The organism is Pontibacter sp. LHS1, from assembly GCF_058932855.1.
Window position 1 is genome coordinate 141,186 of the sequence record NZ_JBZYWF010000010.1, and the last position, 16,531, is coordinate 157,716.

A 16,531-nucleotide genomic window follows, 5' to 3' on the forward strand; every position below is an offset into this window, starting at 1 on the left:
AAGATAAATTAATCGAAGAACATCCACTTAATGCCGAAAACAAAGCTGGTCCGCATGCCCGGATAGTAAGGCGTAGTGAAATAACCAGGCGCTGTCAGATCGGAAGCGATGTTTGCCATTTTAAGGAACACGTTCAGGTTCTTGATATCAGCTGTAATAAACACATCAGTTACGGGGTAAGGCTGTATGGTGAAGCTGTTTTGCAAATGGAACTGCTGTGTCACAGGCATGTAAGCGTCGGCCATGTAGGCAGTTGGAGAATACACCTGCACACCAAACTGACCTACAAGTGCGTTTCTGAACAGTGCACCCTCAAAGTACAGCTTAGAGTCAAACAACCATTCCGGTATGCGGATGACAGGTGCTTCATTCGTATTCGTATAGGCTATAAAGTTTTCGAAATGAATCTTGCCGAAACGAATGTGATGCTGAAGTTCAACTCCAAACACTTGTTGATTATCAGCATACTGCCTAGGTACAGCAACCGTATCGAAGTAAATGTGGCGCTTGATGTGGTTAAAGTGACCGGTTAGACGAACAAACTGACGCTCACCCAGTTTGCTGGCAAATGTTGCCTCCAGGCGATCAGTCACAGAATTGCTGAAGTTGTTGATCCACTCAAAGTGGTTGCTGATCATACGCTGCTCTACAAGCGAAGGAGAACGTAGCACACGGCTGACACGCCCCTGCAATGGCCCCAGTTTAGCAGTAGCCCCAACTCTGTAGTCGTTTGTCATCTGGAACTCTCCGTCAAAAGACAGTAATGCCTGACCGTACATCAGGCGCAATTCGCCCCCCACAAACAGCTGATTCAGGCTTTCAGCGCTTTCATTGTAACGCTCCGAGCTGTCCTGCTGTGCTATGCTGAGCACCCTGTAGTCGAGCTTGGAATTACGGAACTTGGCGTAGGCCTTGTAGAAGGACAGTTTGTTGTTTCCGGTTACACCAGCGATGTTTTCCATTTCGCGGTAAGCAGTGCGGTCATCGGTTCGGGTGAGCGGTGTGAGAACTCTTGGGTAAAACACAGGCTCACCGTTGTTCTGACGCTGAATAGCATCATCCTGGAAAATGTCGCGTTGGCGACCCCAGTCAAAACTGTGGAAGAGCTTCAAATCCTCACCTGCCAGTTTGTAGATGTGCATTAGGTGATAGTTGCTGCGGAACTCCCGCGTGGAAGCCTGGTTCAGGTAGGTGAGCGCCTGCTGAAACAGAAATCGGTTGGCCTCTCCAGGTAGAATACCACCAAATTCGATCTGCTCGTGATTGAGGTGCGTAAAATTGGCAAAGAGGTCATACTTCTCGTTTTCGGAGTGGTAATGCGTAAAGGCCTTCACCGCCTGGCTACTCAGATAGCCATCGCGACGCAGGTTGGATACACCTATCTGCCGGTTGCCGGAAATGATCTGATAAGCTACTCCTGCATTCCAGCCGGGTGTGATGTTGCGGGTATGGGTCGCCTCAAAGACCTGTTCTCCCCGCTGCCCCTGCACATAGAAAATGTGAGAGTAAGGCGAACGCGTGTTGTAGTAATTGACGCGGTGCGGATCGTATGCATAACGGTCAAAAACGTTTTTGCCAAGTCGTGCGCCAATCTTGTTTGGGGTTCTAAAGAGAATAGGCTTGGATGCGGTGCCCACATTGCCCAGGTGCTGATAATGCGCTGTGTCATGGTACCAGAAGCGCTCATTATGCATGTTGTTAATGCTGGTATCAATGCGCTGCAGCAGATACCGACCTTCCAAAACATCGTTTTCAAACAACTGAAGTGTTGTTCTGGGGCTGTAGAGCACTTTTGTTGTGTCGTCAACGATCTGGGACTGTGCCTGCGGGGCACCCGCCAGACCCACCAGGAGCCATATTACTGCTAAGAGCTTACTTTTCACAAGCCAAAATTAGTGATTTTCGTGCAACCCATATACGTACTGCTATTAAGTATAAGGTGTTTTCGTTTAATTTTTATCCCCACCGACGGGTACAGACGCTCTGAAAGAGCTTATATGCTGCCTTACCAGATCATCAAATGACTCTGCAGCCTGCTGCAGAAAGTATACTTCGATCGGCAGATAGTAGATGGGCAGTTCCCGTGTCGCAGCTGCTACTGTGCCATCTGTCAGCTTCACGGCATCTTTACGTGTTGTAATGATAATCAAAGTTTTACTACTACTTCCTTCCAGTATCCCTTTTAGCTTTTCCATATCTGCCAAGGTATAACTATAGTGATCCGGATACTCCAGGTGCTGCACAACTTCAAAGTCTTTCTCAGCTAAATAGTGCAGCAGTGGTTTGGCATTGGCTATACCTGTGAGCAGCACAACACGATTCGACAGCTGTGTAGCATTGCCTATACCTACCGGGTTGCCATAGCGAAATGCGCTGAAGAACACGGGTGCATCAGGCCGGCTATACCTGCGGATGCGCTTTCTAATATGTGCCATCTCCTCCGCTGTAAGCGATGCAGGGCATTTTGTCACGATGATAGCATCGGCACGTCTGGCACCCTGCCGGGGCTCACGCAGCAGTCCGGTTGGCAGCACATGGTCTTTATAAAATAGACGGCCATAGTCGGTTAACATCAGGTTGAATGACGGACTGACGGGGCGGTGCTGCAGGGCATCATCCAGTAGCACGACCTCAGGAGCAGGCTTAAGTTGCAGCAGCTGCGCTATACCTACGGGTCTGCTCTCACATACAGCAACCGTCACGTCCGGAAAATCGCGATAATACTGAAAGGGCTCGTCCCCCAGACTTTGCGGAGTAGCTTGATCATCGGCCAATACAAAGCCTTTGGTTTTACGTCGGTAGCCCCTGCTCAGCACAGCTGTTCTTTTGTCCGACACCAGGCGCAGCAGGTATTCCACGTGCGGGGTTTTACCGGTACCGCCCACCGTCAGGTTGCCTACGGATATGACTGGCAGATCAAATCGCACCGAGGCAATCCACCCCTTGTCATAGAGCAGATTCCGCAGCAGCATAATGACGCCGTAGAGGATTGAAAATGGCCATAACAGGTAGCGTAGAACAGTCATATGGGGCAGCTATACCTTGCAAAGGTATAGAAATATGATCAAAGCCTGTAGTCTGCACTTGATTTGTATACCCTGAATGCACTATATTTAATACTTACTATATCCGACCTCATTTTCTTCACATGAAAACAAGCCGTACCCTTACCCTTTTTGCACTTTTTCTGCTGCTCGGCTCCGCCGCCTGCACGCCCTGTGCCACGATGCGCTCCGATCCGCCAGCCCCTGTTTCGTTTTACCTGGTGGACGCATCAGGCAGGAGCCCATTCAATAACCCGGACGCCGGCATTCATCCGGATTCTATTCAACTGATACTTGATGGTGAGCCCTTTAACTACCTGTTTACAGGTACAGATGAAAAGGTTAACAACCTGATTTTTGAGACCTACCCGGTCATGTATACCAAATCGAGGGTGCGCATGCTGCTGCGTCTCAACAGTCTCAATACCGATACGCTGGACATCGCCTATACCGTGAACCGTGGCAAGTGCTATACTGACTATACCTACTCCGCTTTTTACTTCAATGGCAAAGAACTCAAGCTGCAGCCCGAAACAGGCTATCTGCAACTCCAGGTGCTTTAAATTTTCAGGGCTGTGCCGAACTTAGTAATTTGGTGTTTTAAAAGCAGACTAAACTATGAAAGATAAAAACACCATTGGCGATATTATAAAGGTACTAGAGCAGTACGCCCCTATCCCTTACCAGGAAAGCTACGACAACTCCGGCTTGCAGACCGGCAGCGCCAGCGACGAAGTAAAAGGCGTGCTGCTGACACTGGACTGCACCGAGGCGGTCATAGACGAGGCTGTTGCCAAAGGCTGCAACCTGATCGTGGCACACCACCCGGTCATCTTCAAAGGCCTCAAGAGTCTGACCGGACGCAGCTATGTGGAGCGCACCATTATCAAAGCGATTCAGAACAACATCGCCATCTATGCCTGCCACACCAACCTGGACAGTGTGCACAACGGCGTTAATGCCAAGATCGCGGAAAAGCTGAAGTTGCAGAACATGCGCATGCTCAGTTCCAAGCCCCATACCCTGATGCAGCTGGTCTTTTTTGTGCCCGTTGAAAATACTGATGAAGTGTTGGCCGCTATACATAAAGCCGGCGCCGGACAGATCGGCGAGTACAGCGACTGCAGTTTTCAGGTTCAGGGCACCGGCCGCTTCCTTCCTTCTGAGCAAGCAGATCCAACTATTGGTGAGAAAGGCAAACCGGAGCAGGTACAGGAAAACCGGGTGGAGGTGGTTTTTCCAGCCTTCAAACAGCAGCGTGTCATGCAGGCCCTGTTGGAAGCGCACCCCTACGAAGAAGTGGCGCATTTTCTGACCCTGTTGGAAAACAGCAACCAGGAAGTTGGCATCGGGATGATCGGAGAGCTGGAAACGCCTATGGCGGAGCAGGATTTTCTGGATTACCTGAAAAGCCACATGCAGCTGCCGGGCGTTCGCTATACCCCGGTGGGTAACAAAAAAATCAAACGGGTAGCGGTTTGCGGTGGCTCAGGCAGTTTCCTGATAAAAGACGCCCTGCGCCGGGGTGCCGACGCCTACGTGACGGCCGACGTGAAATACCACGAATTCTTCGACGCAGAGGGTCGCCTGCTCATAGCCGACATCGGACACTATGAAAGTGAGGTATTTACAAAGGAGATTTTTTATGATACAATTTCCAAAAACTTTACTAATTTTGCAGTCTATTTATCGGAAGTAAACACAAACCCTATCAGATACACCTATTAACTACATGGAAAGTACGGTAGCCAGCAAATTAGAAGCACTGCTAAAGCTTCAGAGTATCGATTCGCAGCTTGATGAAATTAGACGCGTAAGAGGCGACCTCCCTGAAGAGGTTCAGGACCTGGAAGATGAAATTGAGGGCTATGAGGTAAGGGTTCGTAAGTTTGACGATGAAGTGGCCGCACTCAACGACAGCATTGCCCAACGCAAGCAGTCTATCAAAGACGCCGAAGGTCTGATCCGCAAGTACGAAGATCAGCAGACAAACGTCCGCAACAACCGCGAGTACGACGCCATCACGAAAGAGATCGAGCTGCAGAAACTGGAAATCCAGATCGCAGAGAAGAAAATCAAAGAGGCACACTACCAGATCGAGCAAAAGATCAACGAGATCGAAGGCACGAAAAACCGTCTGGAAGAGCGTCGCAAAGACCTTGATAACAAGAAGCACGAGCTTGACCAGATCGTTGCCGAGAGCGAAGAAGAGGAAAAGAACCTGGAGAAAGACCGTGACAATGCTGCACAGCAGATCGAAGACCGTCTGCTTAGCGCCTATACCCGTATCCGTAAGAACGTGCGCAACGGCCTTGCCGTGGTAATGGTGAAGCGTGATGCCTGCGGTGGCTGCTTTAACACAGTGCCTCCTCAGCGCCAGGCTGATATCGCAGCTCAGAAGAAGGTAATCGTTTGCGAGCACTGCGGCCGTATTATGGCTGGTGTTGAGCAGCGAATCTACTAAATGACAGCATGCTGAGCGTTATGCGCTTGCATACATATAGAAAAAGGATGGCGTTTGCCCATCCTTTTTTTTTGTTGCTATACCTGCTCTTTTCCCTCCCTGCTCAGGCGGCGTCTGTCTACGGCCCTACTGTGCGGCAGGCCTATGAGGCATCCATCAGCCTCCGCCTACCGGAAGGCCGACGCCTGATCCTGCAGGAGCTCCAGCTTAATTCTGACAATGCCGCCGCCATCCTGATCGCCAACCAGCAGGACTTTCTAACATGGGCCATTCAGCAAAATCCGGAGGTATATGCAGGTATACTGGCCCGTCAGGAAAAGCGCCTGCAGCAGCTAGGCAACCTGCAGGAGAATTCTGTTTGGGTTGGCTACGCCATGGCCGAAGTGCGCCTGCAGATCGCCCTGAGCAAACTGCTTCAAGGCAATAAACTGGGCGCCGCCTGGGATTTACGCCAGGCCTACCTGCAATACAGCGCCAACGTCCGGCAATACCCCGATTTTCTGCCAAACCGCAAAACACTGGGCGCCCTGCAGGTCCTGATCGGCTCCGTGCCTGATTCTTACCGTGTATTACTTAACATTATCGGGATGCAGGGCAGTATCGAAACAGGCATGGCAAACCTGAAGGCAGCCGCCACCAAAGACAATCCTTTTCGGGAAGAGGCGCAGCTCTTGCAGATCCTGCTGCTACATCTAATTGACCCTGAGGCAGATGAAGCGGCCGGTAACTCAATGCTTCAGCTAAGCCGCCAACATCCAGACAATCTTCTTTTTACTTTCGCAGCGATGCATGTGCTCAAAAAGACCAAAAAGAGTGAGCTTGCTTTGCAGGTATACCTGCGAAGGCCACACCAGGCAGGCTACATTTCCTTCCCATACCTGCATCACATGGCGGCAGACCTACACCTGTACAAAAGCGATTTCAACAGCTCCATCAAATCAAACCAATTGTTTCTGGAACAGCATAAAGGAGAAAACTTCCTGAAGGCAGCGAATTACAAGCTATACCTGGCCCACTGGCTGGGCGGTCAGCCACAGCAGGCAGAGAAACATTTGGCACAGATTGGGCTTCAGGGGCGAACCGACATGGAAGAAGATGCTTACGCCGCCCGCTTTGCCAAAGAGCAGGTAAGGCCCAACCGCTACCTGATGCTGGCCCGTCTGCAATCCGATGGAGGCTATTACCAGGAAGCCCTTGGCGTACTCAACCAAATGCCGCTGAAGAAGGAGACAGTGCCTACTGAACGAGCTGAGTATTATTATCGCAAAGCTCGTATCTACCACGGCTTGGAAAAGTTGCCGCAGGCCAAACAGCACTATGAACGGGCCATTGAGGCGAGCCGGCAAACTACGCTTTATTTTGCTCCTTATTCGGCCCTGCAACTGGGCTACATTTATCAGGACGAACAAAAACCGGAACAGGCCAGACAATGGTTCAACCGGGCCCTGGCCTACAAAGGGCATGATTACAAGAATAGCATTGACGGCAAAGCCAAGCTGGCTCTCCAAACGCTTAAAAAGCTATAGTACCATGGCTTATACTCAAACGATTCAACTAGCAGGTATATCTTACTCGCTTGACACCTTTCACAGAAAAGCTCTCGCCTGGTCGCAGCAGTTTAGCTTAGTGGCCAGCTATACCTCCAACGACATCCCCTACCCCTACCATGGCTTTGATGATTTGATTGCGGTCTCAAACGGGGAACCAATTAAGTGGGAGCGGGAAAATGCGTTCGAGGAGCTGCAGGATAAACTTAAGGGTAAGCAAACGCTCTGGTGCGGCTACCTGGGCTATGACCTCAAAAATCAGGTAGAGAAACTAAGCAGCCAGAATGCGGATGCTGTAGGGTTTCCGGACATATTCTTTTTTGAGCCAGAGCTATACCTTTACTTTAGCAAAAGCAGCATAATCATCAGCAGCAAAGTCGATAATATACATAGTATTTTACAGCAAATTCTTGCAGCCTCTATACCTGAGGACTTCTCTAACCCCCCGATTCAACTGCGGCAACGAGTGCAGAAGGAAGACTACATTCGTAATGTAGAGCGGGTGCGGGACTATATCCGGGACGGCGAGGTATACGAGCTTAACTATTGCATGGAGTTTTATGCTGAGGAAGTGAAGCTATCACCCTTACCGCTATACCTGCAGCTCAACGCCCTTTCCCCTACTCCGTTTTCGGGCTTCCTGAAGTATGGCGATCTATACCTGCTATGTGCCTCTCCGGAGCGTTTTCTTAGGAAAGAAGGCCACAAACTGATCTCACAACCCATCAAAGGCACAATCCGTCGCGGCACCACCCCTGAGGAGGATCAACAGTTGCAGCAGCAACTGCGGCATGACGAAAAAGAACTGGCCGAGAACATGATGATTGTGGACCTGGTGCGCAACGACCTGCGCCGCTCCTGCGCTACGGGCACCATTCAGGTCGAAGAAATGTTCGGCATTTACGGCTTCCGGCAGGTTTCGCAAATGATCTCGACCATATCAGGTGAATTGCGGCCTGAATGCAGCATTGCCGATGCGCTGAAAGGGGCATTTCCGATGGGGAGTATGACGGGCGCTCCCAAGATCCGGGCCATGGAGCTGATCGAAGAGCTTGAAGTAACCAAACGTGGACTCTACTCAGGCGCTTTCGGCTACCTGAAGCCTGATCAGGATTTTGACTTCAATGTCGTGATCAGGAGTCTGCAATACAATGCCGCAACAGGCTATTTGTCGTTCATGGTGGGCAGCGCCATCACCTATGACTCTATGCCTGAGCAGGAGTATGAAGAGTGTCTGCTCAAAGCACAAGGTATACGGAAAGCCTTAGGGCTCGAATAAGCACATTAGATTTAAAGAAATCCTCTGCCATTCTGTCACGTTTTACAGCGGATTATAGTATATTTGCAGCTCCTAAGAGATTTTTTGAAGCATGGACCCAATCGTTGATTTAGATTTTATAGATAACCGCACACCTGAGCAGGCTACCGCAGCAGCTTCTTGTGATACCAAAGTGACGGCTGAAACCAATACCGGTAAGACCCGCAAACTGTATATCGAGAGCTACGGCTGCCAGATGAACTTCTCAGACAGTGAGATTGTGTCGTCAATCATGTTTGAGCAGGGCTTCGACACCACGGCTCAGATCGAGCAGGCGGACGTGGTGTTCCTTAACACCTGCTCTATCCGTGAAAAAGCGGAAACAACCGTGCGCAACCGTTTAGGCCAGATCAACTACTTCAAGAAGAAGAAGCCTGAAATGGTGATCGGTATCCTGGGCTGCATGGCCGAGCGTCTGAAAAAATCGCTGCTGGAAGAAGAGAAAATCGTGGACCTGGTAGTAGGCCCAGATGCTTACCGCGACCTGCCAAATCTGATCAACGAAGTGGATGGAGGCCAGAAAGCAGTTAACGTACTGCTCTCCCGTGAGGAAACCTATGCCGACATCAACCCGATACGCCTGAACAGCAACGGGGTAAGTGCTTTCATCTCCATCATGCGCGGCTGCGACAACATGTGCTCTTTCTGCGTGGTGCCATTTACCCGCGGACGTGAACGCTCACGCGATGCGCACTCCATTGTGCGGGAAGCCGAGGCACTTGTTGCACAGGGCTACAAGGAAGTGACGCTGCTGGGACAGAATGTGGACTCTTATAAATGGGCTTCAGAAGACGGCACCGAGCATGTAAACTTTGCGCAGCTGCTGGAGATGGTGGCGAAGCTCAGTCCGCAGTTGCGTGTGCGCTTCTCTACCTCCCACCCGAAAGACATTACAGACGAGGTGTTGTATACCATGAAAAAGTACGACAACATCTGCAAATACATACACCTACCTGCGCAGAGCGGCAACTCCCGTGTGCTGGAACTGATGAACCGTACTTACGACCGTGCCTGGTACATGAACCGCGTAGATGCCATCCGTGCTATACTGGGCGAAGACTGCGGCATCTCCTCCGACATGATCGCGGGCTTCTGCACCGAAACTGAGGAGGAGCATCAGGATACACTGTCGCTGATGGACTACGTGCAGTACGACTACTCTTACATGTTCTTCTACTCCGAGCGTCCAGGCACACTGGCTGCCCGCAAACTGGAAGACGATATTCCGCTGGAAGTGAAGAAGCGTCGTCTGGCTGAGATCATCGAAAAGCAGCGCGAATGTTCCCTGAACCGCAACAAGCGTGATGTAGGCCGCATGCACCGTGTGCTGGTGGAGGGCTTTTCCAAAAAGTCAGATCAACAGCTGAGCGGCCGCAATGACCAGAACAAAGTCGTGATCTTCGACAAGAAGCATTACAAGAAGGGCGATTATGTGAATGTGTTCGTCAACGACTGCTCCGTAGGCACCCTCTTCGGCGAAGCGGTAGATTAGGTTTGGAATTTTTCCAGCTCGTCTAATCTTCAAATCAAAAAATACATGCGCAACATCGATATACAGAGTATAAAACAGCGCTTTGGCATCATCGGCAACTCACCCTTGCTTAACTACGCCATACAGGTGGCGGCCCAGGTGGCCCCAACCGATATGACTGTGCTGATCACGGGTGAGAGCGGCAGCGGCAAAGAGTCGTTCTCCAAGATCATACACCACCTGAGCCCGCGCAAACATGGGCAGTTTATCGCCATCAACTGCGGCGCTATACCTGAAGGCACGATAGATTCGGAGCTTTTCGGTCACGAGAAAGGTTCGTTCACAGGCGCTACTGACACCCGCAAGGGCTACTTTGAAGTAACAGACGGCGGCACGATCTTCCTCGACGAAATCGGTGAAATGCCATTGGGTACACAGGCCCGCCTGCTGCGAGTACTCGAGAACGGGGAGTTTATCAAGGTAGGTTCTTCCAAAGTGCAGAAGACGGATGTGCGGGTGGTCGCCGCTACCAACGTGAACCTGATCAATGCCGTGGAGAGAGGCCGCTTCCGGGAAGACTTGTATTACCGCCTGAACACGGTGCCGATCACAGTTCCACCTTTACGTGAACGTGGCGAGGATATTTACCTGTTATTCAGAAAGTTTGCATCAGATTTCGCTGAGCGCTATCGTGTCAAGCCCATAACCTTGACGCAGGATGCGGTGGAGGAGCTTTTGAGCTTTCGCTTTCCGGGCAACATCCGTCAGCTGAAGAATATTGTAGAGCAGATCTCGGTGCTGGAGTACGACCGTGAACTGGATGCCAACAAATTGCGGCACTACCTGCCCCGTGAACAGGGAGGCAGCCAGGTACCCGCACTTCTGGCAAAGGAGCCTGGTGCTGACCAATCCTTCTCGGAGCGTGACCTGCTGTACAAAGTACTTTTTGACATGCGGCGCGATGTATCGGAGCTTAAAAAACTGGTATTTGAGCTGATGACGCGTCAGCCTGGTGATAACGAACTGCTCAAAGAGCACAGCCACCTGTTTGAAAACATAGACAAGGCAAACCATGTGCGTCCTTACAAGGGCACAGAGCAGCCAGAACCCTATTACCTGCCCGTGCAGCAGCCTCGCCACGAGGAAGAGTACGACGAAAGAGTGGAAGACATCTCCCATGAAACCGAGGACGAAGGCCTTTCGCTGGAGTCGATGGAAAAGGAAATGATCCTGAAAGCGCTCAAAAAGCACAACAACAAACGGAAATACGCGGCCAATGACCTGGGCATTTCCGAAAGAACCCTCTACCGAAAACTAAAGCAATATGATATCGAGAACTAAGGGCCTTATTTTATGCCTGAGCCTTCTTTTGGCACTCTTCTGCACCGCCTGCGGGGTGTACTCATTTACGGGCACCTCCATATCGCCTGACATCCGGACCATCTCGATTCAGAACTTTGAGAACAGTGCCGGCGAAGGTCCTTCTAACCTGACACAGGTGGTGACCAACAGTTTCCGAAACTATTATCAGCGTAACACCAACCTAACCGTACTACAGCGCGACGGCGACTTGCAATTGGAAGGACAGATTGTTAGTTTTACACTGACTCCAGCCGCGGTGCAACGGGACGGCAACATTGACCAGGCAACGCTGAACCGCCTCACCATGGGCATCCAGGTTCGCTTTACAAACGCAAAGGATCCGGAGCAGGACTTTGATCAGCAGTTCACAATCACAGAGGACTTTCCTCAAAACGTGGACATCACAAGCATACCGCCTGCGGCCATCGACCGCATGACCGATCGACTTGTGGCTGATGTGTTTAACAAGACGGTTGCCAACTGGTAGTCATAACATAGCATCATCACCTTTACATGAACAAATCTGCCTTTCTTAAACTGATCAAGCAGGTATCTGACATTTCTGACCAGCAGCAAAGCGAGCTGGAGCAGGTGGCGGCTACCTTCCCCTATTGCCAGACGGCCCATCTGCTGCTGGCAAAGTCAGCTTATGACAAAGGCAGCATGCTCTCCACGCAGCGTCTGCGCCGGGCCTCCGCCTATGCAACAGACCGCCAGCTCCTGAAGCGCATCATTTATACCTCTCCTGTCCTGGAGCCAGCTTATGCCGAAGAGACAGCAGAAACAGCACTGGCAGATGAAGCGGAGATGATAACTTCTGATACAGTAACTGATCAGGAAAACGACACAGCAGTGGCTGTAGCTGAACAGGCCGCAACAGAAGATGCTGAAACATCAGAAGCTGTACCTGAGCCAGAAGCTTCATATCCTGAAGAAACGCTGGAAGAAGTATACGCCCCTGCTCCTGTCGGGGAAAGCCTATATGAAGAAGCTGAACCAGAAACAGAATCGCCCGATGCAGAAATAGACTCTGAGCTGGCCTTGCTGTTCACCTTTAACAGCATCAGCTCCTCTTCCACCGACCTGCTGAGCCAGCGGGAAGAAGAAAGCCTTGAAGCAGCAGAGCAGGAAACCGAGCATGCCTACCTGACAGAAGCTGCTGAAGTGCTGCATGAACTGGAAGAAAAGCAGCAGACAGACCTGGTGGCTTCCGATGCGGAAGATCAGCATGTTGAAACTGAAAATGAAACGGAGGAAGAGGCTATACCTGTTCCCCAGGCAGAAACATACCAGGCTGATTCGCTCATTACCGAGACATCAATAGCGGAAACTACAGAATCTGACAGTGACATATTTGCTGAAGAAGCAGATGAACCTGCGCTGGCAAGTGCCGAAGATGCCGAGATCAACTATTCTTTTGACGAGATAGACCGCCTGTACGCGGAGGATGCGCTGGGCTATTGGATGGGCTCGAGCCGCATGGGCGAGGTCCTGCAGCTGAAGGATGACTATACACGTTCCCGACCTCAAAGTTTCCACCCGGAGCTGATTTTAGAGTATAGCAAAACACACGAGCTCGAAAAAGCGATACAGCCTACTGCCCACGTGCTCAGCAAACAGCTAGACATTATTGACCAGTTCCTCAAGCTGAACCCGAAGCTCAAGACCATGGCCAACCTGAAGCTAAAGCCTGAACCACAGGAGGATTTGTCGCTCAAGAGCTCTAAAATAAAGAAGGGCATGGCTTCTGAAAGCCTGGCCAACATCTTTGTAAAACAAGGAAAGCCTAAAAAGGCTGTTAAAATTTATGAACAGCTTATTTTGAAATATCCGGAAAAAAAGTCTTACTTTGCCGAACAGATCGAGAAATTACAAAACATAACATAAAATGTATATCGCCCTAATCAGTATCATTCTTTTCATTTGCGTACTTCTTATTTTAGTAGTACTAGCCCAGAATCCTAAAGGAGGTGGACTTTCAAGCCAGTTCGGCGGCGGCGGTGCCAGCCAGCTGATGGGCGTAAAGCGCACAGGCGACCTGTTGGAGAAACTGACCTGGGGCTTCGCGATCGCACTGGTTGTACTGACACTTGGTACGCACATGATGATCGATACTAATCCTGAATCTACTATCCGCAGCGTGAACGAGGAGCGTGCCCGCCAGATGGGTACTCCGGCAGTTCCAGCCCTGCCAGGTGCTGAAGGTGAAGAAGACATGTCAATCCCGGGAACGGGTGAGATACCTGAAATGGTAGACACTGCTCAGTAATAAAGAACTGACAAATTGAAAGCCGGCTTTAAAAGCCGGCTTTTTTATTTTGCCCTATCCCCTACCAAGGCAGGCTGACAAATAGCTGTTGACTGACAGTAACTGACAAATTTGTCAGGCAGGGAACTATTTTGAACTGCAAAAATGACCCAAATTGGCAGGAAAACGGCCTTGGCACAGGAAATGATAGGGACAGTATGGTTTCAACGTTAAATCATTAACCACAAAAACTAAAAACATAACAAACTATGTCAATCAGCATTAAACCATTAGCAGACAGAGTGATTGTAGCTCCTGCTGCAGCAGAGGAAAAAACGAAGTCTGGTATCATCATCCCGGACACTGCTAAAGAGAAGCCACAGCGCGGCGAGATCGTAGCTGTAGGCGAGGGCAAAGTATCTGAGCAAGGCGCTCTGATGAAGCCACAGGTTGCCGTTGGCGACCAGGTGTTGTATGGCAAGTATGCAGGTACAGAGATTTCTGTTGACGGCAACGATTACCTGATCATGCGTGAGTCAGATATCCTGGCTATCCTTTAATCTATTCCATTTAACCAAAACCAAAGCAATATAACTATGGCTAAGAACATCACATTTGATGCTGACGCTCGCCACAAGATCAAGACTGGCGTTGACAAACTGGCAAATGCTGTAAAAGTTACCTTGGGCCCTAAAGGTCGCAACGTAATCATCGATAAGAAATTTGGTGCCCCTACGATCACAAAAGACGGAGTTTCAGTAGCGAAAGAAATTGAGCTGAAAGACGCGATCGAGAACATGGGCGCACAGCTGGTAAAAGAGGTTGCCTCTAAAACAGCTGACCAGGCTGGTGACGGTACTACTACTGCTACTGTACTGGCTCAGGCTATCTACACGGCCGGTATCAAAAACGTAGCGGCTGGTGCCAACCCAATGGACCTGAAGCGTGGTATCGACAAGGCGGTGCATGCTGTAGTTGCCAACTTGCGTTCTCAGTCTAAGAAAATCGAAAACTCTTCTGAGATCGCTCAGGTGGGTACTATCTCTGCCAACAACGACGCCGAGATCGGTAAGATGATCGCCGATGCGATGGACAAGGTTGGTAAAGACGGTGTGATCACTGTAGAAGAGGCAAAAGGTACAGAAACTGAGGTGAAGACTGTAGAAGGTATGCAGTTTGACCGTGGTTACCTGTCACCTTATTTCGTGACCAACCCGGAGAAGATGGAAGCGGAGTTCGACAACCCTTACATCCTGATCTACGACAAGAAAGTTTCTACCATGAAGGAGCTGCTTCCAGTATTGGAGCAGGTAGTTCAGACTGGTAAAGGCCTTGTGATCATTTCTGAAGATGTGGATGGCGAAGCTCTTGCAACGCTTGTAGTTAACAAACTGCGTGGTTCCCTGAAGATCGCCGCTGTAAAGGCTCCAGGCTTCGGTGACCGCAGAAAAGCCATGTTGGAAGATATCGCAATTCTGACAGGCGGTACCGTAATCTCTGAAGAGCGCGGTTATAAACTGGAAAACGCGACACTTGACTACCTGGGCACTGCCGAGAAGGTAATCATTGATAAAGACAACACCACACTTGTAAACGGTGCAGGTCAGAAAGACGATATCGTTGCTCGCGTAAACCAGATCAAAGCGCAGATGGAAACTACTACATCTGACTACGACAAGGAGAAACTGCAGGAGCGTCTTGCCAAGCTTTCTGGTGGTGTTGCCATCCTTTACATCGGTGCTTCTACTGAAGTAGAGATGAAAGAGAAGAAAGACCGCGTAGACGATGCATTGCACGCGACCAGAGCTGCCGTTGAAGAAGGTATCGTAGCAGGTGGTGGCGTTGCCCTGATCCGTGCGCTGGATGCCCTGAACAACGTAGACGTATATAACGCAGATGAGCAGACAGGTGTAAGCATCATCAAGACTGCACTGGAGGCTCCGCTTCGCACGATCGTAGCGAACGCTGGTGGCGAAGGTTCTGTAGTGGTACAGGCTGTGCGTGAAGGCAAAGCTGACTACGGCTACAACGCCCGCGACGACAAGTACGAGAACATGTTTGCGGCCGGTATCATCGACCCAACTAAAGTAACTCGTCTTGCGCTTGAGAACGCTGCTTCTATCGCTGGTCTGCTGCTTACTACAGAATGCGTAGTATCTGAAGAGCCTTCTGAAGAAGGTGGAGCGCCAGCCGGCATGCCAGGTGGCATGGGCGGAATGGGCGGCATGATGTAATCAACTCCCATAGTCTGATAATAACAAAGCCCCGGGCCTTTTGGTCCGGGGCTTTGTGTTTTAAAAAGGTTGAGGCATTAGGTATACCTACAATTCCCTGATCTTAATCGTGACATCATGTGGTGCAGCTTCATCTCCTCCGAAGTATGGGTACAACTGGTAGTGGCTGCTTGCTGTAGCGCAGTAACGCGGTAATTTAATTTGTGTGTCGTTTACTTTAAAGGTGTACTCCTTCTCTCCCATTTCTAATTCATACCTGTTCGTCTGGCCGGGTTGTACTGAAGCAATATAGGCTGTGTTACGCTTCTTGTTGCTATAGGTATAGGCATGTATCTCCAGACGGTTGTTGTACCAGCGCCAGCCAAAACGTGCACTGTTAGTGTGATGATCTGTATCGCAATCAGAGAGGCCATACAGTTTATTAATGTCAGCTTGGTTGTTGGGTATAGTCGTGGTGTAAATGGCTGAGCTGTCAAAAGCCGCTTCAAAACGGATGACAGAGGTTTGAACAAACCTGAACTGGCTGTTGGTGGCGTGCTCCCCTTTCTTTATAGTATAAGTGGTAACTGGCGGCTCCAGAATAGGAGAATCAGCTTCCGTGATGGCGGTTGTCTCTACCTCACAAGAGGAGGCAATAAGCAACAGGACGGCAGCTGTAAGTAGGTGCCTGAATAAGAAATGCATGAAAATTGTAAAATGGCTAAAAGTTTAAATTCAGGCCTAGCACCAAATCACTATATATCAAGCAATTCAGCGTATTTCAGAATTTCACGCAATATCTTAAATTGTATTATAAAAACAAAGAGCCCGCACTTGTTAAAGTACGGGCTCTTTTGAATAAAA

General features: G+C 50.1%; 15 protein-coding genes. 12 read left to right on the forward strand and 3 right to left on the reverse strand.

All coding sequences use genetic code 11. The features are described from left to right. Positions 1-8: 8 nt before the first annotated feature. Positions 9-1,883, reverse strand: a complete 1,875-nt coding sequence (locus tag AC5FXQ_RS17520; RefSeq protein ID WP_493603714.1) for a putative porin — start codon at positions 1,881-1,883, stop codon at positions 9-11. A gap of 66 nt (positions 1,884-1,949) precedes the next feature. Continuing rightward, positions 1,950-3,026, reverse strand: coding sequence for a tetraacyldisaccharide 4'-kinase (gene lpxK, locus AC5FXQ_RS17525; protein WP_493603715.1), 1,077 nt, complete (start codon positions 3,024-3,026; stop codon positions 1,950-1,952). 122 nt (positions 3,027-3,148) lie between these two features. Here lpxK and AC5FXQ_RS17530 point away from each other — a divergent pair, with 122 nt between their 5' ends. From AC5FXQ_RS17530 to groL, 12 genes are all read left to right on the forward strand, one after another. Then, the gene (locus tag AC5FXQ_RS17530) at positions 3,149-3,607 is read left to right on the forward strand and encodes a hypothetical protein (protein WP_493603716.1); all 459 of its coding nucleotides are present in this window, start codon (positions 3,149-3,151) and stop codon (positions 3,605-3,607) included. A gap of 55 nt (positions 3,608-3,662) precedes the next feature. Beyond that, positions 3,663-4,772: a Nif3-like dinuclear metal center hexameric protein gene (locus AC5FXQ_RS17535; RefSeq protein ID WP_493603717.1), complete on the forward strand. Its 1,110-nt coding sequence runs from the start codon at positions 3,663-3,665 to the stop codon at positions 4,770-4,772. Between the two features lie 4 nt (positions 4,773-4,776). Continuing rightward, positions 4,777-5,508, forward strand: coding sequence for a zinc ribbon domain-containing protein (locus AC5FXQ_RS17540; protein ID WP_493603718.1), 732 nt, complete (start codon positions 4,777-4,779; stop codon positions 5,506-5,508). A 47-nt stretch (positions 5,509-5,555) separates the two neighbouring features. Then, positions 5,556-7,034 (forward strand): tetratricopeptide repeat protein, encoded by a 1,479-nt coding sequence (locus AC5FXQ_RS17545; protein WP_493603719.1) that lies wholly within the window; start codon positions 5,556-5,558, stop codon positions 7,032-7,034. Between the two features lie 4 nt (positions 7,035-7,038). Continuing rightward, positions 7,039-8,334 carry an anthranilate synthase component I family protein gene (locus tag AC5FXQ_RS17550; protein ID WP_493603720.1) on the forward strand — a complete coding sequence of 432 codons (1,296 nt, stop codon included), beginning with the start codon at positions 7,039-7,041 and terminating at the stop codon, positions 8,332-8,334. A gap of 91 nt (positions 8,335-8,425) precedes the next feature. Then, the gene (gene miaB / locus AC5FXQ_RS17555) at positions 8,426-9,865 is read left to right on the forward strand and encodes a tRNA (N6-isopentenyl adenosine(37)-C2)-methylthiotransferase MiaB (protein WP_493603721.1); all 1,440 of its coding nucleotides are present in this window, start codon (positions 8,426-8,428) and stop codon (positions 9,863-9,865) included. Positions 9,866-9,910: 45 nt separating this feature from the next. Continuing rightward, positions 9,911-11,185, forward strand: a complete 1,275-nt coding sequence (locus AC5FXQ_RS17560; RefSeq protein ID WP_493603722.1) for a sigma-54 interaction domain-containing protein — start codon at positions 9,911-9,913, stop codon at positions 11,183-11,185. Further along, entirely contained in the window at positions 11,169-11,693 is a 525-nt protein-coding gene (locus tag AC5FXQ_RS17565; RefSeq protein ID WP_493603723.1) for an LptE family protein, read from the forward strand. Before AC5FXQ_RS17560 ends, AC5FXQ_RS17565 begins: the two co-directional genes overlap by 17 nt. A 26-nt stretch (positions 11,694-11,719) precedes the next feature. Continuing rightward, complete coding sequence (locus AC5FXQ_RS17570) at positions 11,720-13,093, forward strand: DUF8458 domain-containing protein (RefSeq protein WP_493603724.1); 1,374 nt, start codon at positions 11,720-11,722, stop codon at positions 13,091-13,093. A gap of 1 nt (position 13,094) precedes the next feature. Continuing rightward, entirely contained in the window at positions 13,095-13,475 is a 381-nt protein-coding gene (gene secG / locus AC5FXQ_RS17575; protein WP_493603725.1) for a preprotein translocase subunit SecG, read from the forward strand. Positions 13,476-13,723: 248 nt separating this feature from the next. Then, positions 13,724-14,014 (forward strand): co-chaperone GroES, encoded by a 291-nt coding sequence (gene groES / locus AC5FXQ_RS17580; RefSeq protein ID WP_007659288.1) that lies wholly within the window; start codon positions 13,724-13,726, stop codon positions 14,012-14,014. A 36-nt stretch (positions 14,015-14,050) separates the two neighbouring features. After that, positions 14,051-15,688 carry a chaperonin GroEL gene (gene groL / locus AC5FXQ_RS17585; RefSeq protein WP_493603726.1) on the forward strand — a complete coding sequence of 546 codons (1,638 nt, stop codon included), beginning with the start codon at positions 14,051-14,053 and terminating at the stop codon, positions 15,686-15,688. 87 nt (positions 15,689-15,775) lie between these two features. Here groL and AC5FXQ_RS17590 read toward each other — a convergent pair whose 3' ends face one another. Further along, positions 15,776-16,372 (reverse strand): hypothetical protein, encoded by a 597-nt coding sequence (locus AC5FXQ_RS17590; protein ID WP_493603727.1) that lies wholly within the window; start codon positions 16,370-16,372, stop codon positions 15,776-15,778. Between the last annotated feature and the right edge of the window lie 159 nt (positions 16,373-16,531).